Origin of the sequence: Kribbella aluminosa (genome assembly GCF_017876295.1) — a bacterium.
In the GTDB taxonomy this organism is placed as follows: Bacteria; Actinomycetota; Actinomycetes; order Propionibacteriales; family Kribbellaceae; genus Kribbella; species Kribbella aluminosa.
In genome coordinates, this window is record NZ_JAGINT010000002.1 from 3,606,147 (window position 1) to 3,629,687 (window position 23,541).

The 23,541-nt window shown below is 69.7% G+C and carries 24 protein-coding genes and 2 pseudogenes; 17 read left to right on the forward strand and 9 right to left on the reverse strand.

Annotated elements, in window-relative coordinates:
• Window positions 1-23: 23 nt before the first annotated feature.
• Entirely contained in the window at window positions 24-692 is a 669-nt protein-coding gene (locus JOF29_RS38330) for a peptidoglycan recognition protein family protein (RefSeq protein ID WP_209699208.1), read from the reverse strand.
• A 122-nt stretch (window positions 693-814) separates the two neighbouring features.
• Complete coding sequence (locus JOF29_RS38335) at window positions 815-1,222, reverse strand: hypothetical protein (RefSeq protein WP_209699209.1); 408 nt, start codon at window positions 1,220-1,222, stop codon at window positions 815-817.
• 114 nt (window positions 1,223-1,336) lie between these two features.
• Here JOF29_RS38335 and glnA point away from each other — a divergent pair, with 114 nt between their 5' ends.
• Window positions 1,337-2,677, forward strand: coding sequence for a type I glutamate--ammonia ligase (glnA, locus tag JOF29_RS38340; RefSeq protein WP_209699210.1), 1,341 nt, complete (start codon window positions 1,337-1,339; stop codon window positions 2,675-2,677).
• Here the strand turns inward: glnA and JOF29_RS38345 are convergent.
• Window positions 2,674-2,964, reverse strand: a complete 291-nt coding sequence (locus JOF29_RS38345) for a YiaA/YiaB family inner membrane protein (protein ID WP_209699211.1) — start codon at window positions 2,962-2,964, stop codon at window positions 2,674-2,676. The two genes, glnA and JOF29_RS38345, sit on opposite strands and share 4 nt — an antisense overlap.
• 152 nt (window positions 2,965-3,116) lie before the next feature.
• Between JOF29_RS38345 and JOF29_RS38350 the strand changes: the two genes are divergently transcribed.
• The 6 genes and pseudogenes from JOF29_RS38350 (at window position 3,117) to trmB (ending at window position 8,369) form a co-directional block, all read left to right on the forward strand.
• The gene (locus tag JOF29_RS38350) at window positions 3,117-3,416 is read left to right on the forward strand and encodes a hypothetical protein (RefSeq protein ID WP_209699212.1); all 300 of its coding nucleotides are present in this window, start codon (window positions 3,117-3,119) and stop codon (window positions 3,414-3,416) included.
• A 349-nt stretch (window positions 3,417-3,765) separates the two neighbouring features.
• Window positions 3,766-6,366, forward strand: a pseudogene (locus JOF29_RS38355) (bifunctional [glutamine synthetase] adenylyltransferase/[glutamine synthetase]-adenylyl-L-tyrosine phosphorylase); the annotation flags it as partial.
• A 121-nt stretch (window positions 6,367-6,487) separates the two neighbouring features.
• Window positions 6,488-6,688 (forward strand): [protein-PII] uridylyltransferase family protein, encoded by a 201-nt coding sequence (locus JOF29_RS45770; protein ID WP_307864001.1) that lies wholly within the window; start codon window positions 6,488-6,490, stop codon window positions 6,686-6,688.
• Between the two features lie 168 nt (window positions 6,689-6,856).
• Entirely contained in the window at window positions 6,857-7,162 is a 306-nt protein-coding gene (locus JOF29_RS44135) for an ArsR/SmtB family transcription factor (RefSeq protein ID WP_307864002.1), read from the forward strand.
• 11 nt (window positions 7,163-7,173) lie between these two features.
• Entirely contained in the window at window positions 7,174-7,632 is a 459-nt protein-coding gene (locus JOF29_RS44140; RefSeq protein ID WP_245361050.1) for an SRPBCC family protein, read from the forward strand.
• A 32-nt stretch (window positions 7,633-7,664) separates the two neighbouring features.
• Window positions 7,665-8,369, forward strand: coding sequence for a tRNA (guanosine(46)-N7)-methyltransferase TrmB (gene trmB / locus JOF29_RS38365; protein WP_209699213.1), 705 nt, complete (start codon window positions 7,665-7,667; stop codon window positions 8,367-8,369).
• On the opposite strand, the gene JOF29_RS44145 is transcribed toward trmB, so the two are convergent.
• Both JOF29_RS44145 and JOF29_RS44150 read right to left on the reverse strand, forming a co-directional pair.
• A complete protein-coding gene (locus JOF29_RS44145) occupies window positions 8,347-10,011 on the reverse strand; it encodes an alpha-L-rhamnosidase (protein WP_307863903.1) in 1,665 nt (554 codons plus the stop codon). The two genes, trmB and JOF29_RS44145, sit on opposite strands and share 23 nt — an antisense overlap.
• A gap of 112 nt (window positions 10,012-10,123) precedes the next feature.
• Window positions 10,124-10,984: pseudogene (locus JOF29_RS44150) on the reverse strand (alpha-L-rhamnosidase N-terminal domain-containing protein); the annotation flags it as partial.
• 73 nt (window positions 10,985-11,057) lie between these two features.
• On the opposite strand from JOF29_RS44150, the gene JOF29_RS46225 reads away from it, so the two are divergent.
• The 5 genes from JOF29_RS46225 to JOF29_RS38390 are packed head-to-tail and all read left to right on the forward strand — an operon-like array spanning window position 11,058 to window position 14,337.
• Window positions 11,058-11,144: a putative leader peptide gene (locus tag JOF29_RS46225; protein ID WP_372446430.1), complete on the forward strand. Its 87-nt coding sequence runs from the start codon at window positions 11,058-11,060 to the stop codon at window positions 11,142-11,144.
• A 54-nt stretch (window positions 11,145-11,198) separates the two neighbouring features.
• Window positions 11,199-12,269: an ABC transporter substrate-binding protein gene (locus JOF29_RS38375; RefSeq protein ID WP_209699214.1), complete on the forward strand. Its 1,071-nt coding sequence runs from the start codon at window positions 11,199-11,201 to the stop codon at window positions 12,267-12,269.
• A 13-nt stretch (window positions 12,270-12,282) separates the two neighbouring features.
• Window positions 12,283-13,056: an ABC transporter ATP-binding protein gene (locus JOF29_RS38380; RefSeq protein WP_209699215.1), complete on the forward strand. Its 774-nt coding sequence runs from the start codon at window positions 12,283-12,285 to the stop codon at window positions 13,054-13,056.
• Entirely contained in the window at window positions 13,043-13,936 is an 894-nt protein-coding gene (locus tag JOF29_RS38385; RefSeq protein WP_209699216.1) for an ABC transporter permease, read from the forward strand. Before JOF29_RS38380 ends, JOF29_RS38385 begins: the two co-directional genes overlap by 14 nt.
• A gap of 26 nt (window positions 13,937-13,962) precedes the next feature.
• Complete coding sequence (locus JOF29_RS38390; protein WP_209699217.1) at window positions 13,963-14,337, forward strand: PLD nuclease N-terminal domain-containing protein; 375 nt, start codon at window positions 13,963-13,965, stop codon at window positions 14,335-14,337.
• A gap of 28 nt (window positions 14,338-14,365) precedes the next feature.
• Here the strand turns inward: JOF29_RS38390 and JOF29_RS38395 are convergent, their stop codons facing one another.
• The 3 genes from JOF29_RS38395 to JOF29_RS38405 all read right to left on the reverse strand — a co-directional run bounded on the left by JOF29_RS38395 (window position 14,366) and on the right by JOF29_RS38405 (window position 15,869).
• Window positions 14,366-14,659, reverse strand: a complete 294-nt coding sequence (locus JOF29_RS38395; RefSeq protein WP_134097793.1) for a WhiB family transcriptional regulator — start codon at window positions 14,657-14,659, stop codon at window positions 14,366-14,368.
• Window positions 14,660-14,945: 286 nt separating this feature from the next.
• A complete protein-coding gene (locus JOF29_RS38400; RefSeq protein WP_245359845.1) occupies window positions 14,946-15,488 on the reverse strand; it encodes a histidine phosphatase family protein in 543 nt (180 codons plus the stop codon).
• A 39-nt stretch (window positions 15,489-15,527) separates the two neighbouring features.
• Complete coding sequence (locus JOF29_RS38405; protein ID WP_504739548.1) at window positions 15,528-15,869, reverse strand: hypothetical protein; 342 nt, start codon at window positions 15,867-15,869, stop codon at window positions 15,528-15,530.
• A 295-nt stretch (window positions 15,870-16,164) separates the two neighbouring features.
• Here JOF29_RS38405 and JOF29_RS38410 point away from each other — a divergent pair, with 295 nt between their 5' ends.
• Together JOF29_RS38410 and JOF29_RS38415 are read left to right on the forward strand one after the other, a co-directional pair.
• Complete coding sequence (locus JOF29_RS38410; protein ID WP_209699218.1) at window positions 16,165-17,244, forward strand: 3-deoxy-7-phosphoheptulonate synthase; 1,080 nt, start codon at window positions 16,165-16,167, stop codon at window positions 17,242-17,244.
• 186 nt (window positions 17,245-17,430) lie between these two features.
• Complete coding sequence (locus JOF29_RS38415; protein WP_209699219.1) at window positions 17,431-19,536, forward strand: phosphocholine-specific phospholipase C; 2,106 nt, start codon at window positions 17,431-17,433, stop codon at window positions 19,534-19,536.
• On the opposite strand, the gene JOF29_RS38420 is transcribed toward JOF29_RS38415, so the two are convergent.
• Window positions 19,526-20,566, reverse strand: a complete 1,041-nt coding sequence (locus JOF29_RS38420; RefSeq protein WP_209699220.1) for a LacI family DNA-binding transcriptional regulator — start codon at window positions 20,564-20,566, stop codon at window positions 19,526-19,528. The genes JOF29_RS38415 and JOF29_RS38420 overlap by 11 nt on opposite strands.
• A 146-nt stretch (window positions 20,567-20,712) precedes the next feature.
• On the opposite strand from JOF29_RS38420, the gene JOF29_RS38425 reads away from it, so the two are divergent.
• The 3 genes from JOF29_RS38425 to JOF29_RS38435 are packed head-to-tail and all read left to right on the forward strand — an operon-like array spanning window position 20,713 to window position 23,537.
• On the forward strand, window positions 20,713-21,741 hold the full coding sequence (locus JOF29_RS38425; RefSeq protein ID WP_209699221.1) for a substrate-binding domain-containing protein: 1,029 nt from the start codon (window positions 20,713-20,715) through the stop codon (window positions 21,739-21,741).
• Between the two features lie 6 nt (window positions 21,742-21,747).
• On the forward strand, window positions 21,748-22,746 hold the full coding sequence (locus JOF29_RS38430) for an ABC transporter permease (RefSeq protein ID WP_209699222.1): 999 nt from the start codon (window positions 21,748-21,750) through the stop codon (window positions 22,744-22,746).
• Window positions 22,743-23,537 (forward strand): ATP-binding cassette domain-containing protein, encoded by a 795-nt coding sequence (locus tag JOF29_RS38435; protein ID WP_209699223.1) that lies wholly within the window; start codon window positions 22,743-22,745, stop codon window positions 23,535-23,537. Before JOF29_RS38430 ends, JOF29_RS38435 begins: the two co-directional genes overlap by 4 nt.
• Window positions 23,538-23,541: the final 4 nt, after the last annotated feature.

Below are 23,541 nucleotides of genomic sequence, written 5' to 3' on the forward strand. Positions count from 1 at the left end.
GAGCCGTCACCGTCACCTTGACATCAAATGACCGCGGCCACGCGATCCCGCAGTTCCGGGAGGCGCGCATAGAAGACGTCGCCCGGGCACTCGGTGGTGTTGTAGTCGCGGTGCCCGACGATCGCGGCATGCGGGTCGAGGCCGTACTTCGTGCACAGCCAGGCGCACGTCAGCACCGACATGTCGAACAGCGCGACCGTCACGTTCTCGGTGACGTAGATGCCCTCGTGCTCGATGCCGATCGTGTGGCTGTTCTGGTTCGCGGTCTGGGCGCCGAGCACGTTCTGCCCGTTGTTGATCGCCGACAACGACTTGCTCCGGCCCTCCATCAGGAACCCGCCGCGGCTGATCGTGAGCTGGTTGCCGATGTCGATCCAGCCGTTGGTGTCCATGTGCAGGTCCTGGATCCAGTGCTGCACCTTGTACGCCGCGGCCAGCGAGTAGTCGGTGACGTTCGGGCTCGCGGTGTGGTGGATGACGATGTGGTCGGGTTTCGCGATCACCTGGGTGGCGGACTTGGGCGGGCGCGCCGACCACTCGGTGCGCGTGTAGCAGCGCGGCGCGGGAGCCGCGTGGGCTGCTGTGGGCAGTGTCGCAGCTGCGAGTCCACCGAGCAGTACGCCGCCGGCGCTCGCGCCGAGCAGGGTACGCCGGGCGACCCGGGCACGTTGGATATTTTCTGGGGCGGTCATGTATAGGAAAATTCCCTACGCGCAAGCCCTCCAAACCGGAATGACCCAATGACCGGCGTGACTGACGGTGAGCGGACGGGTGGGCGCGCAAGCTGCCCGCGGTCGGCGGGGCGTCCCGCTGTTCAGGCCGCGATACCCGAGAGGCCGAAGACCAGTCCGAACACGGCCGGCAGGCCGAGCAGCAGGCCGGCGCGTAGCTTGAACCGGCGTCCGCCGGGACCCGGGGTCCGGACGACCCGGGAGAGCACCGCACCGGCGTACCCGAAAACCAGGGCGGCGAGCAGGATCTGCCGGGTCGGCAGGTCGGTCGCGTCGTGATGGGTGATCCCGAGCGTCACCAGGCCCGGGCAGCAGAACGCCACCATGCCGAACCCGAGCTCCGGGACCGGCAGCCAGCGGCGGCCGAGGACGTCCTGCTCGGCCGGTCGTTTCCGGCGCAGCGAACGGGCGAACCGGGCGGTGCTGACGATCAGGTCGCTCAGGCAGAGGATCGCCGCGACGATCAGAGCGGTGTGAAAGATCGGCTGCACAAGGGGACACGCTAGGCCCTGAGAGCCGCACTGTCCGGCCGGGCACGTAACGTCTGCTTAACAAGAGCGGGGCACACTGTGAGAGACCCCGATCGAGCTCGGAAAGGTGGGCTGATGGACAAGCAGCAGGAGTTCGTGCTGCGCGCGCTGGAGGAGCGCGACGTACGGTTCGTGCGGCTCTGGTTCACCGATGTGCTCGGGTTCCTGAAGTCGGTCGCGGTGGCGCCGGCCGAGCTGGAGGGCGCGTTCGCCGAGGGGCTCGGGTTCGACGGGTCGGCGATCGAGGGGTTCGCCCGGGTGACCGAGGCGGACATGCTGGCCAAACCGGACCCGTCGACGTTCCAGATCCTGCCGTGGCGCGGCGAGACGATGGGCACCGCGCGGATGTTCTGCGACATCAACATGCCGGACGGGTCCGCGTCCTTCGCCGACCCGCGGCACGTGCTGAAGCGGACGCTGACAAAGGCCGCCGACCTCGGGTTCACGTTCTACACGCACCCGGAGATCGAGTTCTACCTGTTCAAGTCGCTGACCGGCGCGCCCGGGACGACGCCGGAGCCGGTCGACTCGTCGGGGTACTTCGACCACACGCCGCAGGGCATCGGCAACGACTTCCGCCGCGAGGCGATCACGATGCTGGAGTCGATGGGCATCTCGGTCGAGTTCAGCCACCACGAGGGCGGGCCGGGCCAGCAGGAGATCGACCTGCGGTACGCCGACGCGCTGTCGACCGCCGACAACATCATGACGTTCCGCGTCGTGGTGAAGGAGGTGGCGCTCTCGCAGGGCATCTACGCGTCGTTCATGCCGAAGCCGCTGTCCGACCAGCCGGGCTCCGGGATGCACACCCACATGTCGCTGTTCGAGGGCGACCGGAACGCGTTCTTCGAGGGCGGCGCGCAGTACCAGCTGTCGAAGACCGGGCGGGCGTTCATCGCCGGGCTGCTGCACCACGCGGGCGAGATCACCGCGGTCACCAACCAGTGGGTGAACTCGTACAAGCGGCTCGCGGTCGGCGACGAGGCGCCGTCGTTCGTGTCCTGGGGGCACAACAACCGGTCCGCGCTGGTCCGCGTGCCGATGTACAAGCCGCACAAGGGGCAGTCGTCGCGTGTCGAGTTCCGCTCACTGGACTCGGCGGCGAATCCGTACCTGGCGTTCGCGCTGATGCTGGCCGCCGGCCTGAAGGGGATCGAGGAGGGGTACGAGCTGCCCAGGGAGGTCGAGGAGGACATCTGGTCCCTCACCTCCCGCGAGCGCAGGGCCCTCGGCATCAAGCCGCTGCCCGGCAGCCTGGCCGAGGCGATCAGCGCGATGGAGGACAGCGAACTCGTCGCCGAGACACTCGGCGAGCACGTCTTCGACTTCTTCCTCCGCAACAAGCGCGCCGAGTGGCTGGACTACCGCCGCCAGGTCACCCCGTTCGAGCTCAACAAGCTGCTCCCGGTGCTCTAGGCCGCGTCGACCTTGAACGGGTCGTGCTCGGTGAGGAGCTTGTCGAGGCGGGCCTGGTCGACGCGGCTGCTGACCTCGGTGACCTCCTGGCGGTCGCGGACCACCTTGCAGAGCACGACCGTCGAGGTGACGACGTACAGCAGGCCGAGGGTGAGGAAGGCGCGCACCCACGGCGTGGCCGGGAGGTAGACCAGGCCGATCGCCATCGCGGTGAGCGAGATGCCGAACGAAGCGACGGCCTGGGCGTAGAACGCTGCGGTCTGCTGGGGCTGGATGCGTTTCGTCATGCCCTGATCGTCGGTGCGCGGGCGCACCCGCCGCATGAGTGGAACCACTCAACCGCGGGCTCAGACTCCGGCGGGTTGTGACGTGGTGTCGTCCGAAGCGTGCTGGGAGGTCCAGCGGGCCCGCGGCGGTCGAGTGGCGGTACGGCGGCTCCGTGGGCGGCGGCGCGTCCACGACGAGCGGTACGGCGGCAACCGGTTGGGGTACGGCGACCGGCGTACCGTCGGGGGCCAGCGCGCTGATCTCTTCCACGGTGAGCAGCCCGACCGGGCGCACGCCTTCGGTGATCACCACGATGCAGCCGGGGATCACCTGCTGGGCGCGGTTCGCCTTACCGGGAACGAGAATCCCTTCGGCGGGCGTCCGCCAGGCGCCGGGCGCGAACCGGCGCAGCGCGATCCCGGCCTGCCCGTCCTCCGGGGTCCGCGGCGGAAGGTACGCCGTCGCGGTGTAGTCGTAGTCGTAGTCCGGCTCCGGCGGCCCGGACACGCGTCCGCCCTGCTGGGGTGTCAACCACACCACCGTGCCGACCACGGCGAGCGACCCCGTCATCATGACCATGGACAGCCATCATGCCGACTACTCAGCGAATCCGCTACACGACACCGTGTATTCCCTGCAATCCCCCCGAGATCCAGTCGCGACTTTGAGCACCCACCGACCATTCTGAGCGGCTCGAGACGGTTGGTGCGTTCTCAAGGATGGGGATTGGGTAGCCTGCGGGGGTGGCTGAGGGTCGGAGAGGGTCGTGGGAGGGACGGCTGGTCCGGCTCGGGTTCGAGGACCCGCTGCGGGCGGCCGGGATGCTGGAGAACCTGGACGCCCTCGACTCGCACAGCCCGCTGGCGTCCGAGCAGCTGATCACCACGCTCTCGGAGTCCGCCGACCCGGACCTCGCGCTGCTCGGGCTCTGCACGATGGCCGAGGCGCTGTACCGGCACGGGCACGACATCGCCGCCTTCGCGCGCACGCTGGAGATGGACGCCGACTTCCGCCGCCGGCTCGTCTACGTGCTCGGCGCCAGTGAGGCGCTCGGCCGGCACCTCAGCCTGCATCCGCGGCACTGGTACGACCTCGCCGACCCGGCGCTGGCCGGAGCCCGCCCGTCGATGGACGACGTCGCGGCCCGGCTCGCCACCGCGATCGACGCGGACAACCCGATCGACGCGCTCCGGGTCGAGTACCGGCGGCTGCTGCTCCGGCTCGCGGCCCGCGACCTCGCCGAGGGTCTGCTCGTCGACGAGGTCGCCGCGGTGCTCGCGGACCTGGCCGGCGGCGCCCTGGAGACCGCGCTGCACATCGCCCGGAACCAGTACTTCGCCGCGCACCCCGGCGCCGCCGACTGCCGGCTCGCGATCATTGCCATGGGCAAGTGCGGTGGCCGGGAGCTCAACTATGTCAGCGATGTCGACGTACTGTTCGTCGCCGAGCCGCTGGAGGGCGACCCGGAGGCGCCGGCGCTGAAGACCGCGACCCAGCTCGCCGCGGCGGCGATGCGGATCTGCTCGGCGCACACCGGCGAAGGCACACTCTGGCCGGTCGATGCCGCGCTCCGCCCGGAAGGCAAGTCCGGCCCGCTGGTCCGTACGATCGACAGCCATCTCGCGTACTACCAGCGCTGGGCGAAGACGTGGGAGTTCCAGGCCCTGCTCAAGGCCCGTCCGGTCGCCGGTGACGCGGAGCTCGGCCGCGAGTACTCCGCGAAGATCGGCGGCCTGGCCTGGTCCGCCGCGGACCGGACGGGCTTTGTCGACGATGTCCAGGCGATGCGCCGGCGCGTCATCGACCACATCCCGGCCGCGGACGTCGACCGGCAGCTGAAGCTCGGCCCGGGCGGGCTGCGCGACGTCGAGTTCGCCGTACAGCTCCTGCAGCTCGTGCACGGCCGCAGCGACGAGTCGGTCCGCAGCGGTACGACGCTGGTCGCGCTGGAGGCCTTGACGAAGAGCGGGTACGTCGGGCGCACGGACGGCGCGGTGCTCGCGGACGCGTACCGCTTCCTCCGGTCGATGGAGCACCGCATCCAGCTGTACCGCCTCCGCCGTACCCATCAGGTCCCCGACGACGAGGCCGACCTGCGCCGGCTCGGCCGCTCGCTCGGCTTCACGAAGAACCCGGTCACCGACCTGACCGCCGCCTGGAAGAAGCACGCGCTCGAGGTACGCCGCCTGCACGAGAAGCTGTTCTACCGCCCGCTGCTCGCGGCGGTCGCGCGCATCCCGGGCGACGAGGTACGGCTGACGCCGGAAGCGGCGAGGCAGCGCCTGACGGCCCTCGGGTACGTCGACCCCGCGTCCGCCCTGCGGCACATCGAGGCCCTGTCCGAGGGAGTGTCGCGGCGCTCGTCGATCCAGCGGGCGTTGCTGCCCGCGATGCTCGGCTGGTTCGCCGAGTCGCCCGACCCGGACGCCGGCCTGCTGGCGTTCCGGACGATCTCGGACGCGCTCGGCTCCACGCCCTGGTACCTCCGCCAGCTCCGCGACGAAGGGGCGTCCGCAGAGCGGCTCGCGCACCTGCTGGCCAGCGGCCGGTACGCCGTCGACCTGCTGCAACGCGCACCGGAGGCGACCGCGATGCTCGCCGACGAACGCGAGCTGACGCCCCGCACCCAGGAGGCGCTGCTGACCGAGATGTACGCCGCCGCGCGCCGGCAGGACTCGCCGGAGGCGGCCGTCGCGGCGATCCGGGCCGTACGGCGCCGGGAGCTCTTCCGCATCGCCGCCGCCGACCTGTCCGGGCTGCTCGATGTGGAGACGGTCGGGGAGGCGCTCACCATCACCTCGGTCTGCACGCTGACGACCGCGCTCGAGGTCGCCCGCAAGGCCGTCGCGCAGCGTCTGCTTCCTTCGGGAGAACCGGAGCCGACCCGGATGTCGATCGTGGCGATGGGCCGGTTCGGCGGGCACGAGCTCGGGTACGGCAGCGACGCCGACGTGATGTTCGTCCACGACCCGCTGCCGGGCGCGGACGAGAAGCAGGCGACGGATTTCGCGACCCAGGCGGCGACCGAGCTGCGCCGGATGCTCGCGCTGCCCGGTGCCGATCCGGCGGTCGCGATCGACGCGGACCTGCGCCCGGAAGGCCGGCAGGGTCCGCTGGTGCGGACGCTCGCCTCGTACGCCTCGTACTACGCCCGCTGGTCGGCGGTCTGGGAGGCGCAGGCGCTGCTCCGGGCCGATCCGCTGTGCGGCGACGCCGACCTGTGCCAGTCGTTCCGCGAGCTGATCGACCCGCTGCGCTACCCGGAGAACGGGATCAGCGAGCGGGACGTGATGGAGATCCGCCGGATCAAGGCGCGCGTCGACGCCGAACGCCTGCCGCGCGGCGCCGACCCGGCGACCCACACCAAGCTCGGTCGCGGCGGGCTGGCCGACATCGAGTGGACGGTCCAGCTCCTCCAGCTCCGCGAGGCGCACCGGGTTCCGAGCCTCCGGACCACCCGTACGCTCGGGGCGCTCCGGGGCCGGCGTCGAGGCGAACCTCGTCGACCCGTCCGAGGCCGACACGCTGAGCGCAGCCTGGGAGCTGGCCAGCCGGATCCGGAACGCGATCATGCTGGTCCGCGCCCGCCCCGGAGACTCGCTCCCGCAGGACCCTCGCGACCTGGGCGCGGTGGCCCGGATCTGCGGCTACCCGCCCGGCGAGTCCGGCCGCTTCGCCGACGACTACCTCCGCACCACCCGCCGTGCGCACAACACGGTGGCGCACCTGTTCTGGGACGACTGACCCGTACCGAAGAACGGGCAGTCCCCCCGCTCCACGGCCATTGTCTCCACAGCCCACGCCTGCGCTGTCGCGCCGGAGCCGACCACTGCCAGTTCTTCGGTACACCAGTTCTTCGGCCTGACATTGACAGGCAACTATTTGGTTGCCTATTGTCGAGGTGTGGAGCTGGTGTTCAAGGCGTTGGCCGACGAGGGGCGGCGGCGGTTGCTGGACGCCCTGCGGGAGCGGAACGGGCAGAGCCTGCAGGAGTTGTCCGCGCTGCTGCCGGACCTGACCCGGCAGGGCGTCACCAAGCATCTGCGGATCCTCGAGGACGCGAACCTCCTGGTCACGGTCAAGCGCGGCCGGCACAAGCTCCACTACCTGAACCCGGTGCCGATCAACGAGATCGCCGAACGGTGGCTGAGCAACTACGAGCGCGACAAACTCCGCGCCCTCAGCGCACTGAAAGCAGCCCTGGAGGAGAACCCATGAGCAAACCGGCCATGATTCACGTGACCTACATCGAAACCACCCCGGAGAAGCTGTGGGCGGCCCTCACCTCGGGGGCGTTCACCAAGCTGTACTGGTTCGGCCGCCGGATCGAGTCCGACTGGTCGGTCGGCTCGCCGGTCCGGTTCTACGACAGCACAGACAGCACAGACAGCACAGACAGCACAGGCGACAGCCTCACCGACTCAGGCCAGGTCCTGGTGTACGACGAGCCGAAGACGCTCGCGTACACGTTCAAGAACGAGTTCCTGGAAGCCCGCGCGGACGAGGCCCCCGGCCGCGTCACGTTCACGATCGAGCCGGCCGGCCGGAACGTCGTGAAGCTGCAGGTCGTGCACGACGAGATCGCCGAGGACACCGTCGAGGGCTGGCGGAACGGCTGGGCCCCGATCCTCGCCAACCTCAAGACCTACCTGGAGACCAACCGAACCCTGGAGATCCGCTTCTCCTGAGGAGCCGTCAGACACCCCCTAAACTTGACCTGGTGGGAGCAACGGATCAGGTCAGGCAGACGGGTGTGTTCAGCACCGTTCGCCGCAGTGTGCGGATGACGGCCGGGCAGCAGCGCGTCTGGGAGTCGCACTGGCCCGAGCTGGGGCATACCCAGGAGGACCTGCCGCCCGGCGTCGTCGATCTGGCCGACTGGTTCGGCCGGGAGGCTCCGACGGTGCTGGAGATCGGTTCGGGGATGGGTGACGCGACCGCACAGCTCGCGGTCGCCGCCCCGGAGGTCAACCACCTGGCCGCGGAGGTCTACCCGGCCGGCCTCGGGCAGCTGATGCTCTGGGTGGAGAAGTACGACCTCGACAACGTCCGCCTGCTGCAGGGCGACGCGCTGGCCTTCCTGCGCGACCACGTCACCCCCGGCGCGCTGGCCGGCGTACGGATCTACTTCCCGGACCCGTGGCCGAAGAAGCGGCACCACAAGCGCCGCCTGGTCACGCCGCCGTTCGTCGCGCTGGTCGCGTCCCGCCTGCAGCCCGGCGGAACGTTGCACCTGGCAACGGACTGGGCGGACTACGCCGACCGGATGCTGGCGGCCTGCGCGGCCGAGCCGTCGCTGCGCAACTCCTACGACGGCTGGGCCCCACGCCCCGCCTGGCGTCCGGTCACCAAGTTCGAGTCCCGCGCCCAGGCGGAAGGCCGCGACGTCCGCGACCTCCTCTTCACCAAGCGGACCGACTGGTGAACGCCCACTGCCCGGCGCCGACGGTATAGACGGTGTAACCCTCGTCGTACGTCGGTGTGCCCGCGAACGACCGCGGCACCGCCTCCACGTCCGCCGCGCGCGCCGACGGCACCTGCACCTCGGCCGTCGTACCGACCGGGACCTGCACCGCCAGCTCCAGCACCCGCCCCGTCCTCTTCCACGAGACCGACACCGGACCGCGGATGGTCTCGGTGCGGATGCTCGCCGAGTCCACCTCGTCGCGGGCATCCGGCCGTACGACGATCCGCTCGCAGCCGGCGTCGATCACCCGCAGCCCGGCGACGTTCTCGAAGATCCACTGCACGACCGTGCCCTGGAAGTAGTGGTTGCGCGACCGCGAGTCGTCCTCCCACTTCTCCCACATGGTGTCCGCGCCGAGATCGAACCAGTACCCCCAGCTCGGGTAGCTCCGCTGCAGCGCCACCTTCGTCGCCACGTCGCCGTACCCGTGCGCGGTCAGCACCGGCAGCAGTACGCCGACGCCCAGGCAACCGGTGTTCAGGTGGAATCCGCGCGCTTTCACGTCCGCCGCCAGGCCCGCCGCGACCTTCGAGACCATGTCGTCCGGCACGATCCCGAACGCCAGCGGCACCGCGTTGGACGTCTGCCGGTAGTCCGGGTCGTCGTCCGAGCGGTACCGTCCGGCCTCGCGATCCAGGAAGGCTCGGTTCAGCCCGTCGGCGAGGTCGGCCGCGGCCTTCCGGTAGTCGTTGGGCCGCCCAATCACCTCGCCGATCTCGGCGGCCACCACGACCGCCCGGTACAGGTACGCCGTACCGGTCAGCCGCCGGTCCTCCGGCGCCGGGCCGTCACCGAAGCCGGGCGGCAACCAGTCGCCGAGCACGCTCACCGACAACCCGTCCTCGACCCGGTCCAGTTCCCAGGCGAGGTACCGGGTCAGCGAGTCCCAGTGCTCGCGCAGCAGCCGCTCGTCGCCGTACCAGCGGTACATCTCGCGGAGCAGGAACGGGTAAACGGTCGGCCACTCGGTCGCGGGGGAGAGGTCGGTGAAGCCCCAGCCGCTGGTCGGCACGATCACCGGCAGTTGTCCGGAGTCCGCCTGGCTGTCGCGGATGTCGCCGAGCCACTTGGTGAAGAACCGGGCCAGGTCGAGCGTCGCCAGCATCGTCGGCGTACCCACCTGCGCGTCGCCGGTCCACCCGTTCTTCTCGAAGTACGGCGTGTCGGTCGGGATCCCGTGCAGGTTGCTGAGGACCGTCCGCCGCATCGCGCGTTCGAACTGCTCGTACGGCGCCTGCGACGAGGCGAAGTCGGTCACCGACGCGACGTCGGAGTTCACCACCCGCATCCGGACCTCGGCGTCGGCGCCCTCGACCTGCACGTACCGGAAGCCCTTGTAGGAGAACCGGGACTCCCAGGTCTCGGCGCCGGTACCGGCCGCGATGTACTCGTCCCGCTGGATCCGGTCGCCGTCGACGTGCACGTTCCAGGCCGCCACGTTGCCGTCGGCAACCGTCTCGCCGTGCGTGAGGCTGATCGTGGTACCGGCCGGCGCGCTCACCGTCAGTGCGGTCCAGCCGGCCACGGTACGCCCGAAGTCGGCGATCCGGACGCCCGGCCGGACCTCGGTGACCTCGACCGGTTCGACGGTCTCGATCACTCGGATCGGCTCGTGGGCCTGCGCGGTCAGCTTCCCCTTCGGTGCCTCGACGACCGCGGCCCGCGGACCAGGACGAGTCGTCGAACCCGGGCGCGTCCCAGCCGGGCAGTGCACGCCGGGCGTCGTACGTCTCGCCGGTGTACAGCGAGTCGGACAGCGTCGGCCCGCCGGTGATCCGCCACGCCTCGTCCGTGCCGACCTCGGCCACGCGCCCGTCGTCGTACTCGATCACCAGCCGCGCGACCAGCCGTGGGTCGGCGGTCCACGGGGTGTCGTGCCAGCGCCAGACGTTCACCGAGGTCAGCCCGAAGAACCCGCGGCCGAGCTCGGCGCCGACCACGTTGTCACCGGCCCGCAGCAGCTCGGTCACGTCATGGGTCACATACAGAACGGTGCGGTCGTACGCCGTGAAGCCCGGATCGAGGACGGCGTCGCTCACCGGGTGCCCGTTCAGCCGCAGATCGGCGTACCCGAGACCGCTCGCGTACAGCCGCGCCCGCCGCACTGTCCCGTCGACCGCGAACCCGCGCCGCAGCAGCGGTGCACTGTCGGTCACACCGCCGATCCACTGCGCGGTCCCGAACCCCTCCGCGAGCAGACCGGTCTCGAACCATTCCGGTGCAGCCCACTCGCCGGGCTGGTCGTCCGACAGCCGAACAGTCCAGTAGTACCGGGTCCGCGCCGCCATCGGACCGTCGTACTCGATCCCGAACGTTCGCGCCGACTCGACCCTGCCCGAGTCCCACACGTCCGCGCGCTCGGGCGTCAGCAGGTCCGGCGCGGACGCGACCAGCACCTGGTACGCCGCCTGCGTCGCGCCGTACCCGGGCGCGTCGGCGACCCAGCTGAAGCGCGGGCGCGGTACGTCGACGCCCAGCGGCCGGACGGTGTACTCGGTCTTGAGAGAGCGGGGGATCAGCACGGTGACGACCGTATGAGCGCCGTCTCCACGGTTCAACCTTTCTGACCGCATCCGGCATTCGATTTCTCGTCTCACATCGCGAAACCAGAGCAGGTTGCTTGACTTTGTCCGCTTTCATAGACCTATGCAGATCATCACGAACGCGCCCGGAGACGCCCTCACCCGGCGCCGGCACGTCGATCTGCTGCGCGTGAACTCCGCAGGTTGTTGATCGACGGCGCAGCTCCGGCCCGTAACAACCACTTCCGAGACCAAAGGGTCCACTGTGCGTATCTCCGCCTTCCGCCCGTTCCGCCTGCTCGCCGCCACCCTCGCTCTCACCCTCGCCGCCGCGGGCTGCTCGCGCGCCGGCGGCAACGATGCCACCCAAGCCGCGTCGAGCGACAAGGGTCCCGCGACCGAGCTGCGGCTCGGCTACTTCCCGAACGTCACCCACGCGGCCGCGCTCGTCGGCCTCGGCAAGGGGCTGTTCGCCAAGGAGCTCGGCAGCACGAAGCTGGTGCCGACCAAGTTCAACGCCGGCCCGGAGGCTGTCGGCGCGCTGCTCGGCGGCTCGCTGGACGCGTCGTTCATCGGCTCCGGCCCCGCGATCAACGCGTACGCGAAGTCGAACGGCCAGGCTGTCCGGCTGATCGCCGGTACGACGTCCGGCGGCGCGCAGCTCGTCGTGAAGCCGTCGATCACCAAGCCCGCGGACCTGATCGGCAAGACCGTCGTGACGCCGCAGCTCGGCAACACCCAGGACGTGTCGCTGAAGAAGTGGCTCGCCCAGCAGAACCTCACCGGCAAGGTCAAGGTCACCAACCTGGAGAACGCGCAGACTCTCGACGCCTTCAAGAAGGGTGACGTGGACGCCGCCTGGCTGCCCGAGCCGTGGTCGTCGCGGCTCGTGCTGGACGCGGGCGCCAAGGTACTGCTCGACGAGGCGTCGCTGTGGCCGGAGGGGAAGTTCCCGACGACCGTGCTGATCGTCCGTACGCAGTTCCTGCAGGAGCACCCGGAGAGCGTCAAGGCCCTGCTGACCGGGCTGGTCGCTTCGATCGACTTCGCCGACACCGACAAGGCCGACGCGAAGACCGTGGTGAACGACCAGCTGAAGGCCGCCACCGGCAAGGCGCTGAAGCCGGCCGTCATCGACCGCGCGTTCCAGCACATCCAGATCACCGCGGACCCGATCGCGAGCACGTTCCCGCAGCTGGCCAAGGACCAGGTCACCGCGGGCATCGCCAAGCAGGCACCGGCCGTCGCCGGCTTCGCGGACCTCGGCCCGCTGAACGAAGTACTCGCCAAGGCGGGCAAGCCCGCCGTCGACGCCGCCGGCCTGGACGCGAAGTAGTAAGGGAGAGACCATGACCGCGATCGTGGACGCGCCGCCGGACCAGCTGAGCCCGGTGCGGTTTCACCAAGTAGGTAAGGCGTTCGGCAGTGGCCGCAAGGCCGTGGTCGCACTGGACGGTGTCGACCTCGAGGTACGTGGCGGGGAGTTCGTCTGCCTGCTCGGCGCGTCCGGGTGCGGCAAGTCCACGCTGCTGAACCTGGTCGCCGGCCTCGACCGGCCGACCACCGGGACGATCGAGCTGAACTCGTCGCGGCCGGCGGTCGTCTTCCAGGAGGCCGCGCTGATGCCGTGGCTGACGGCGGCCGGGAACGTCGAGCTTCCGTTGCGGATGGCCGGCGTACCGAAGACGCAGCGGCGCGCGAAGGCGGCCGACCTGCTCGAACTGGTGCGACTCAAGGGTCTCGGGGACAAGCGTCCGCACGAGCTGTCCGGTGGTATGCGGCAACGAGTCGCCCTCGCCCGCGCCCTGGCGTCCACGACGGACAGCGCCGACGCGGGCAAGCCGTCGTTGCTGTTGATGGACGAGCCGTTCTCCGCGCTGGACGCGATCACGCGGGACGTCCTGCAGGGCGAGCTGCTGCGGATCTGGCGCGCCACCGGTACGGCGATCCTGTTCGTCACGCACGACGTACGCGAGGCCGTGCGGCTCGGGCAACGCGTCGTACTGCTGTCGTCGCGGCCCGGGCGCGTGGTGCGGGAGTGGGATGTGGAGGACACGCCCGAGACGGTCGAGGAGATCAACACCGCGCTGCGAAGGGTGATCAGCAGCCATGCCGCCGCTTGACCTTCAGGACGGCCGGGACAGCCAGGACGGCACGGTCGAGGCCGGGCTCGATGCTCTCGACACACCGGTCCACGCACTCGAAGGTTCGCGGCTCCGGCGGATCGCTGCGCGGGTCCTCCCGCCGGTCGGCGCGATCGTCCTGTTCGTGGCGATCTGGCAGGCGTTGTGGGCGGCGGCGTTCTGGCCCGAGTTCAAGCTGCCCGCGCCGGCCGCCGTCTGGGGGCAGATCTGGCAGCTGGTGACCAGCGGGCAGATCCTCGAGCTGTTCTGGGTCTCGGTGCACCGGGCGGTGATCGGGTTCGCGATCTCGCTGCTGATCGCGGTACCGCTCGGGCTCGCGATCGCGAACCTGCAGGTCGTACGGCGGGGGATCGGGCCGCTCGTCTCCGGGCTGCAGAGCCTGCCGTCGGTGGCGTGGGTCCCGGCCGCGATCCTGTGGTTCGGGCTGAACGACCGGGCGATCTACTGGGTCGTCCTGCTCGGCGCGGTGCCGTCGATCGCGAACGGGCTGGTGTCCGGGCTCGACCAGGTGCCGCCGATCCTGCCGCGGGTCGGCAAGGCGCTCGGCGCCGGGCGCTGGGGCGGGATCCGGTACATCCTGCTGCCGGCCGCGCTGCCCGGGTTCCTCGGCGGGCTCAAGCAGGGCTGGGCGTTCTCGTGGCGGTCGCTGATGGCGGCCGAGCTGATCGCGACCTCACCGGAACTCGGCGAGGGCCTCGGCCAGTTCCTGCACAACGGCATGTCGCTGTCCGACATCTCGATGGTGTTCGCCGGCATCGTGCTGATCTTCGTGGTCGGCGTCGGCATCGAACTGCTCGTCTTCCGCCCCCTCGAGAACAGCGTCCTCCGCGCGCGGGGACTCACCGCCTCCGCACGCTGAGACACCACGGGCCGTACTGTTGGACCGTGGTCCGATTCCTGCCGTTCCTGATCAGCCTGGTACTGACCGTGTACGCGCTGTTCTCCTGCATCCAGACGCCCGACGAGGACGTCCCGCACCTGCCGAAGCTGGTGTGGATCATCCTGATCGTGTTCGTCCCGTTCGCCGGGCCGATCGTCTGGCTGCTGATGTCCCGCACGCAGGTCAGCCATCCGGAGGCCGTCGTACGACGGCCCGCGGCATCGCCGGCCGCGCGGCCGCCGGCGCCCGACGACGATCCGGACTTCCTCAAGTCACTGGACCGCTACCGGGACCCGCGGACCGCCGTGCAGCCGCCGGAGCCCGAGGACAAGCCCAAGGACGGCGACACCGACACCGACCCAGAGGACGGTAAGGCCTGATTTCACAGAGCTCGCTGCCGGCAGCGAGCTACGCGGACTTCCGGTGTTCCGGCAGGACCGTGTTGTCGCGCTCGGACTCCGTGGTGCCGCCCCAGACGCCGTACGGCTCACCGACCGACAGTGCGTGCTGCCGGCACTCGGGCTGCACCGGGCAGGTGCCGCACAGCGACTTGGCCACCATCTCGCGAGCGCGTTTGCGAACGCCACGCTCCGATTCGGGTGAGAAGAAGAGCTCCGGGTTGACGTCCCGGCAAGCAGCTTGTGACTGCCAGTCCCACAGATCCATGAGCGGGCGGGGCAGGCGAGGCATCCCTCTCGACATGGCAACCTCCTTGACTCACCGTGAGCGCGGACGGGCGCTCGGTGAAAACTATGCTCATCTCTTACGTAGTTCAACCCTTGTTGTCTCGAAGTTCGGGCCATTCGTTATCGGCGCGTGCCGTCGCGGCCCGTGATCGGCGGTTTTCAGGCGGAAAGCGTGTTCACGTCATCACCTGATGTGACATAGGTCACTTTATCGGTGCAAAGTCGTCTGCACGTGCAGATGCCCAGGCGCCGTTTCAGGCCCTGTTTCATGCCCTGTTTCGGGCGCTAATTCGGGGCAGGCTTCAGGCGTCGTAGCGGTAGTACTCGTGCGCTCCGTGCGCGGTGGTCTTCGCACCCGTCAGGGCCTGGATCACCGTCGCGTGGGTGACCACCAGCACCGGACCGTCGGTACTCGCGGTGTGCCGGGCGACGGCCTCCAGGGCACGTTCGCGGACCCGGGACAGCGGCTCCCAGGGGCGCTGGATCCCCTCCGGCCACTCACCGCCGTACGCCTCGAACTCGGCCTGCGCCGCGCGGACGTCCGCGGCGCTGCGCCAGAGCCCGGTGTGGTCCGGCAGCCAGTCGCGCAGGTCGTGGTCGACCTTGACGCCGAGTGCGAGCCGGTGGCCGATGATCGCGGCGCTGTGCAAGGCCCGGGTGAACGGGGAGCTGACCAGGTACGTCGCGCGGATGCCGGCCAGCAGGTCCGCGAGTTCCTCGGCCTGTTTCATGCCGACTGCGGTGAGCGGAGCGGAGTCGGCCGCCATTCCCGGCCAGCCGCGGGAGTCGATCGGCGCGTAGTCCGGCTCACCGTGCCGAACCAGGTAGATCTGCGTCACGGGCATCGGCGCTGCCTGCAGTGGATCTGGATCACGGCCACGGTTCTACCTCAGATGTCGGGCCCCCGCCCATCCACGAGGGTGGCCGGGCGGCGGCGTGAGCGGATCTGGGACCGAGCTTTCGGGCCGGACCTGGTGGAGCTCCTCGAACAGGTTGCCCGGTGGCCGCGGCGAGTCGATCCAGCGGATCTCGGTCGCGCCCTGGTGGCCGTGCACGGCCAGGATGGACTCGACGTTCGGCCAGACGGCGGTCGCCGGGTTGTCACCGCGCCAGCGCAGGGCCACCGATCCGTCGGTGAACTCACACCCTTCCGCCACCACACCCGTCCCCGACACACCACTGGGATCCCGGTACCGAACCAGCTCAAAGGTCCGTGGCCTCACCACCCTGCTGCACTCCCCGATGTCTCGACCCGTCTTTCAGCAGTCAACGAGGCCACACACCTGATGGTTACTGGTCAGTGCCTCTGGGTGATGGTGCTATGGTCGTCCCCGTGAAGCGTTGCTATTGGCGATTTTTTGAGTGGCCGGCCTTGGTGCCGGGCGACTCAGCCGATCGCTGACGCCCACCGCAGACACCAGAGCCGGCACGAAGGCAAGGACATCCGTCCTTGCCTTTTCTCGTATCCCAGCCGGCTGCCTGCGCTGCAACGCGAGCGGACCGGCGGAAAGGTCCCCAGTAATGAACACCCTCCCGAAGCCGTCCGAACAGACCGGTGTCGTCGACCGGCGCATCGAGAAGACCGTCCCGTTGGTCACACCGCTCGCGCTGCACGACGAGTTCCCGCTCGGTGACGAGCTCGCCCGCACCGTCGCCGCCGGTCGCCAGGCGGTGGCCGACGTACTGAACGGCACCGACGACCGCCTGCTGGTCGTCGTCGGCCCGTGCTCGGTGCACGACGCCGACGCCGCCCTCGAGTACGCCGAACGGCTCCGCCCGGTCGCCGAGCGCCTCGCCGACGGCCTGCTGGTCGTGATGCGGGTGTACTTCGAGAAGCCCCGCTCGACGCTCGGCTGGAAGGGCCTGATCAACGACCCGGGCCTGGACGGTTCCGGTGATGTGAACCGCGGCCTGCGGATCGCCCGGAAGCTGCTCGTCCAGGTCACCGAGCTCGGCCTGCCGGTCGGCTGCGAGTTCCTCGACCCGATCACCCCGCAGTACATCGCCGACACCGTCGGCTGGGGCGCGATCGGCGCCCGGACCGTCGAGAGCCAGGTCCACCGGCAGCTGTCGTCCGGCCTGTCGATGCCGATCGGGATGAAGAACCGCCCCGACGGCTCGATCGCCACGGCGGTCGACGCGATCAAGGCGGCCGCCGTACCGCACGTCTTCACCGGCATCGACCACGACGGCGCGCCCGCGATCCTGCACACCCGCGGCAACCCGGACTGCCATCTCGTACTGCGTGGCTCCGACAGCGGGCCGAACTACGACGCGGAGTCGGTCGCCGGCGCCGTCGAGCTGCTCCGCAAGGGCGGGCTGCCCGAGCGGGTGGTCGTCGACGCGAGCCACGGCAACAGCCGCAAGGACCACCGCCGTCAGCCGGTCGTCGCCGGCGAGATCGGCGCCCAGGTCGCGGCCGGCAACCCGGCGATCGTCGGCGTGATGCTCGAGTCGTTCCTGCAGGAGGGCCGCCAGGACCTCGACCCGACCCGCGAGCTGACCTACGGCCAGTCGATCACCGACGCCTGCATGGGCTGGGACACAACCGTGGAGACGCTCGAGAAGCTGCGGGACGCGACGATCGCGCGGCGGGGATAGCTGTTCACCCCCGCGGGGATAGCCGTTCACCCCCGCGGGGATAGCTTCACCCCCGCGAGGACAGCTGTTCACCCTCGCGGGGATCGCGGGCTCATTCCAACCCCGCCCCGAGCGAAGCGAGGGGCGGGCGCAGTGTTCACCTCCACGTCTCGCGGCGGCTACAGGTTCCGCATAACGTCCGGACCCATGACGGAAATATCCCGGCGCCTGGTGGTCGGTTCGGTGGTGGGTGGGGCGGCGGTTTCGCTGCTTCCTCCGTCGCTGCACAGCGCGATGGCGCAGCCTGTCCGGCGTGGTGGGCTGCGCGCGATCGAGCACGTGATCGTGCTGATGCAGGAGAACCGCTCGTTCGACCACTACTTCGGCACGCTGCGCGGCGTCCGCGGGTACGGCGACCGCCGGCCCCTGCGCCTGCGGAACGGCCGGAGCATCTTCCACCAGCCGAGATCCGGTGGCGGCGAGGTGCTCCCGTTCTCGCTCCGGAAGGCGGCCGCGGATGCCGGCCGCAGCCCGGACGACATCCAGTACCTCGGCGCGCTCGCGCACGGTTTCGGCGACGCGACCCAGGCCTGGGCCGGCGGCTGGAACGACGACTGGGTCCAGGCGAAGACCGCCGCCACGATGACCCACTACGAGCGCCCCGACATCCCACTGCAGTACGAACTCGCCGAGACGTTCACGATCTGCGACGCGTACCACTGCTCGGTCAACGGCTCCACCAACCCGAACCGCAACTACCTGTGGTCCGGCACCGTCGGCTACGAACCCGGTACGACGCAGCGCGCGGTCACGAACGCGGCGTACGACTACAACCACGCCGGCTACGACTGGACGACGTACCCGGAACGGCTGGAGAAGGCCGGCGTCTCCTGGCAGATCTACCAGGAGTGGGACAACTTCACCGACAACGCGGTCGAGTACTTCAAGACGTTCAAGGACGTCGGGCACCGGATCCTCGCGAACATCCCGGGCGGTTACCGGACCACCGAGGAGTTCTACGACAAGCTGTTCGCGAAGAGCGCGACCGAGCGGGCCGTCGCGCTGCAGCAGCTCACGGAGGCCGTCGACAAGCTGCCGGCCGCGGACCAGAAGCTGTTCCGCAAGGCGATGTACCGCTCCGAGCCGGAGTCGCTGGTGCCGCGGCTGCGCGCCGACATCAAGGCCGGCACGCTGCCGCGGGTGAGCTGGCTGGTCCCGTCCTCGGTCGACTCCGAGCACCCCGGCTCGTCCACCCCGGTCGCCAGCGCGAACCTGATCTACGACGTCCTTGACGCGATCGCCTCCGACCCGGAGACCTGGTCGAAGACCGTGCTGTTCGTCAACTTCGACGAGAACGACGGGTACTTCGACCACGTACCGCCGCCGGTCGCGCCGCAGCCCGGCTCCGGCGACGGCGACGACTGGTACGCCGGCAAGCCGATCGGTCTCGGCCCGCGGGTCCCGATGACCGTGGTGTCCCCGTGGACGGTCGGCGGGCACGTGAACTCGCAGGTCTTCGACCATACGTCGGTACTGCGGTTCCTCGAGGCGTGGACCGGAGTCCGCGAGCCGAACATCAGCACCTGGCGCCGGACCGCGTGCGGTGACCTGACGTCGACGTTCGACTTCGACCGCAGCTACCGGCAGCCGCCGGTCGACAAGCCCGCCCCGGTGCCGCCGCCGATCGACCGCTGGCACCCGGCGCCGCCCGCGGACCAGGCGCTCCCGGAGCAGGAGCCCGGCCGCCGCCCGGCCCGCGCATTGCCTTACGGGCCATCGGTTTCGGGATCGGTGGCCGACGGCAAGCTGATGCTTGCCATCAGCAACCACGGCGCCCAGTCGGCGCACTTCACCGTCTACCCGTACGGCGGCGAACTCCCCGCTCCGGCCCACCTCGACGTCCACCATGCGGCCGCGGACAAGACCCCCGGCGACACCCCGACCCTGGTGGAGATCCCCGTCGACGGCCCGTTCGAACTCGCGGTCCAAGGCCCTAACCGTTTCTGGGCGGAAGTGGCCGGTTCGTCCTCCGGCTCCGCGGCGGGCCTCGACGTACGCATCGAAAACCGCGCCGGCGCTCTTCAGCTCCACCTGGTCAACACGTCCCGCAAGCAGTTGACGGTCAAGCTGAAGGCAACCGGCTACGGCAGCAAGACCACCACGCTGGAGCTCCGCGGCAAGCAGTCCCGTCCGCTGTTCTGGCCGACCGACCACGGCTGGTACGACGTCGAGGTGACCACCCCCGACGACCCGACGTACCGCCGCCGCCTCGCAGCCCACCTGGAAACCGGCAAACCGGGTATCACCGGCTGACCGTCGTCGAGTTGGGTACGGGCAGGCAGCCGCAGCTCTCGCGGTGCTCGATCTCGGCCGGGAGGCGTTCGATCCGGCGCGGCGCGAACGGATCCGCGAGGCGCCGCAGCAGCAGTTGGACCGCGCGTGCTCCCATCGCGTGGAACGGCTGCGCCGCCGCGGTGAGCGCCGGTGAGATCGCGCTGGCCCATTCGAAGTCGTCGAACGTCACCAGCGCCATGTCGTCGGGGATCCGCCGCCGAGTCTCCTTCAGCGCCAGCAAGGCACCGATCGTCATCGCGTTGTTGGCTCCGAAGATCGCGGTCGGCGGATCCGGCCTGTTCAGCAGCGCCATGACCGCGGCGCGACCGCCGGACACGGTCGAGTGCGCGTCCACGATCAGGCCGTCGTCGACGGCGATCCCGGCGGACTCGTGGGCGCGCCGATAGCCGCGCCGCCGCTCGTCGGTGGTCGACAGACCCGCGAGGCCCCCCAGCATGCCGATCCGGCGATGGCCGATCTCGATCAGATGGTCGACCAGCGCCGCGGCCACCGACTCGTTCTCGGTGCCGACCTGGTCGGCGCGGACGTCACTCATCCGGTCCACGAGCACGAACGGGGTCTCGTGTTTGCGCAACACCGGCAAGGTCGTGTCCTGCCACCCTGGCGTCGGCGCGATGATCACCGCCTCGACGTTGTGCGCGAGCAGGGTGGCGACCGCCTTCGCCTCCAGCTGGGTGTCGTCGTGGGTATCGCACAGCAGCAGCGCGAACCCGGCCCGGCTCGCCTCCGACTCCACGCCGGCGATCAGGTCACCGAAGTACGGGTTGGAGGCGCCGGTGACCGCCAGCCCGAGAGCGCGACCGGACGGCTTCGCGACCATCGGCCCCGGGGGTGCGTAGTCGAGTGCCTCGAGGGCGTGCCGGACCCGCTCCCGCGTCTCGGGCGCGACGTACCGGGTACCGTTCAGGACGTGTGACACGGTGCTGATCGACACCTCGGCCAGCGTGGCCACGTCGATCAGCCGTGCACCGCGACGGGGGCCGACCATGGGGGAATCGTCTCCGGCCCGGAAACGATCCGCAATCTTTTGCGCAAACCGTTCCGCGCTCATCTGAGCGGTTCTACGTTGGCCGGAACCAAGCGGTCACCCGGCCGTGGATCCCTAGGACGATCAGGAATCGCAGGAGGTCTCCGATGAAGCTCACCGGAACCCGGCGCTCGGTCTCCACGCTGTCCGCACTCGTGTGCGTCGGCGCGGTCGCGCTCAGCGCCTGTACGACGACAAAGACGTCAGGGTCAGGCTCCGGCTCGGGCGGCTCCGGGCCGGTCAAGATCGGCCTGGTCACCAAGACCGAAACCAATCCGTACTTCGTGAAGTTGCGCGACTCGGCCAAGGCGGCGGCCGAGAGCAAGGGCGGCACGCTGGTTGCGCTGGCCGGCAAGTTCGACGGTGACAACGAGGGGCAGGTGACCGCGATCGAGAACCTTGTGCAGCAAGGCGTCAAGGGCATCCTGATCACCCCGAGCAACTCGGCGGGCGTGCTCGGAGCCATCAAACAGGCACAGGACAAGGGTGTCATCGTGATCGCACTCGACACCGCGACCACCCCGGCCGATGCCGTCACCGCGACGTACGCGACGAACAACGAGTCGGCCGGCAAGCTGATCGGTCAGTACGTGAAGGCACGGCTCGGCAGCACCCCGCCGAAGCTGGTGATGATGGACCTGGACCCGAGCGCCAGCGTGGGCGTCCAGCGGCACAACGGTTTCCTCGAAGGGATGGGCCTGCCGCTGAACACGCCGGACGTCATCGGCAGCGCGCTCACCCAGGGCGATCAGACCAAGGCGCAACAGGCGATGGAGAACCTGCTGCAACGGGTCGGCGGCCAGGTGAACGCGGTGTACAACATCAACGAGCCGGCCGCGCGCGGCGCGTACCAGGCACTGAAGGAGAAGGGCCTGACCGGCAAGGTGATCGTCGGGGCGATCGACGGTGGCTGCCAGGGCGTGCAGAACGTGAAGGACGGCCAGTTCGTGGCCACGGTGATGCAGTTCCCGAAGAAGATGGCCGAGGACGGCGTGAACGCGGTCTTCGACTACGCGAAGTCGGGCAAGAAGCCGTCCGGGTTCATCGACACCGGCGCCACGCTGATCACCGACAAGCCGGTCCCGGGTCAGGCGTCCAAGGACACCGCCTGGGGCGCCCAGAACTGCTGGGGGTGATGATCGATGTCCACGGCAACGACCACCGCTGACACCGGTAGCCGGAGCGGAGCGTTGCGGGTGCTGTTCGCCCGCAACCCCGTGCTCGGTCCGACGGCCGCCCTGCTGGTCGCGATCATCTTCTTCTCGCTGGCCACGAGTACGTTCGCGAACATCGACAACTTCTCGTTCATCGTCCAGCAGTCGATCGTCGTCGGCACCCTCGCGCTCGGTCAGACGCTGGTGATCCTGACCAGCGGGATCGACCTGGCGAACGCGTCGATCGCGGTCTTCGGCACGCTGCTGATGACCCGGCTCACGACCGGTCACCTGCCCGGTCCCGTGGCGCTGGTGCTGGCGATCGTCGCCTGCACCCTGGTGGCGACGCTGTCCGGCCTCCTGGTGAGCCGGATCAAGCTGCCACCGTTCATCGTCACGCTGGGCATGCTCGCGGTGATGACGGCGGTCACCAACCTCTACAGCAAAGGCACCACCTGGCCGGTGCCGAGCGGCTTGCTGACCTGGCTCGGTACGTCGCTGTACCTGTTCGGCCGCGTGCAGTTCACGATGGGGATGGTGATCGCCGCGCTCCTGTTCGTACTGATGTGGTTCGTGCTCGCCAAGACCGGCTGGGGCCGGCACGTGTATGCCGTCGGCAACGAACCGGAGGCGGCCCGGCTGACCGGTATCCACATCGACCGCACACTGGTCAGTGTGTACGCCGTGGCCGGCATCATCTACGGCTTCGCCGCCTGGATGGCTCTCGGCCGGACCCCGACCGCCGACCCGAACGCGTACCAGACCGGCAACCTGGACAGCATCACCGCCGTGGTGATCGGCGGGACCAGCTTGTTCGGCGGCCGCGGCGGCGTCGTCGGTACGGTCGTCGGCGCGCTCATCGTCGCCGTACTGCGCAGTGGCCTGACCCAGATGGGGATCGACTCGAACTACCAGAACCTCGCCACCGGCGTCCTGGTGATCGCCGCGGTCGCGTTCGACCAGGCGACGCGGAGGAGGAGCTCATGAGCGAGCGTGTGGCTGGGAAGACGGCGATGCTGACGGCGCGGGGACTCGTCAAGCGCTACGGGCACGTCACCGCGATCAACGGCGCCGACTTCGATCTCTACCCGGGCGAGGTGCTGGCCATCGTCGGCGACAACGGAGCAGGCAAGTCCAGCCTCATCAAGGCGCTCACCGGCGCTTTGCAGCCGGACGCGGGGACGATCCAGCTGGAGGGCAAGGCGGTGCGGTTCCACTCGCCGCTCGACGCGCGCCGTAACGGGATCGAAACCGTGTACCAGACACTCGCGGTGGCGCCCGCGCTGGACATCACCACCAACCTGTTCCTGGGTCGCGAGCTCCGCCGCGACGGTCTGCTCGGCAAGCTCCGGCTGCTCGATCGCAAGGCGATGCGGGTCGAGGCCCGCAACCAGCTCGACGCGCTCGGCATCGCCACGATCCAGGACATCACCCAGCCGGTGGAGAGTCTCTCCGGCGGCCAGCGGCAGGCGGTCGCCGTCGCCCGGGCGGCGATGTTCGGCAGCAAGGTGGTGATCATGGACGAGCCGACCGCGGCCCTGGGGGTCCGCGAGACCTCGCACGTGCTGGAGCTGATCAAGCGGATCAGCAACCGCGGCCTGCCGGTCGTCCTGATCTCGCACGACATGCCCGCGGTGTTCGAGGTGTCCGACCGGATCCACGTGCACCGGCTGGGCAAACGGGCCGGTGTGGTCGATCCGCGGGAGGTGTCGATGAGTGACGTGGTGTCGTTCATCACCGGAGCGGAGGCGATCCCGGCCGAGGCGATGGTGGAGTGAGCCT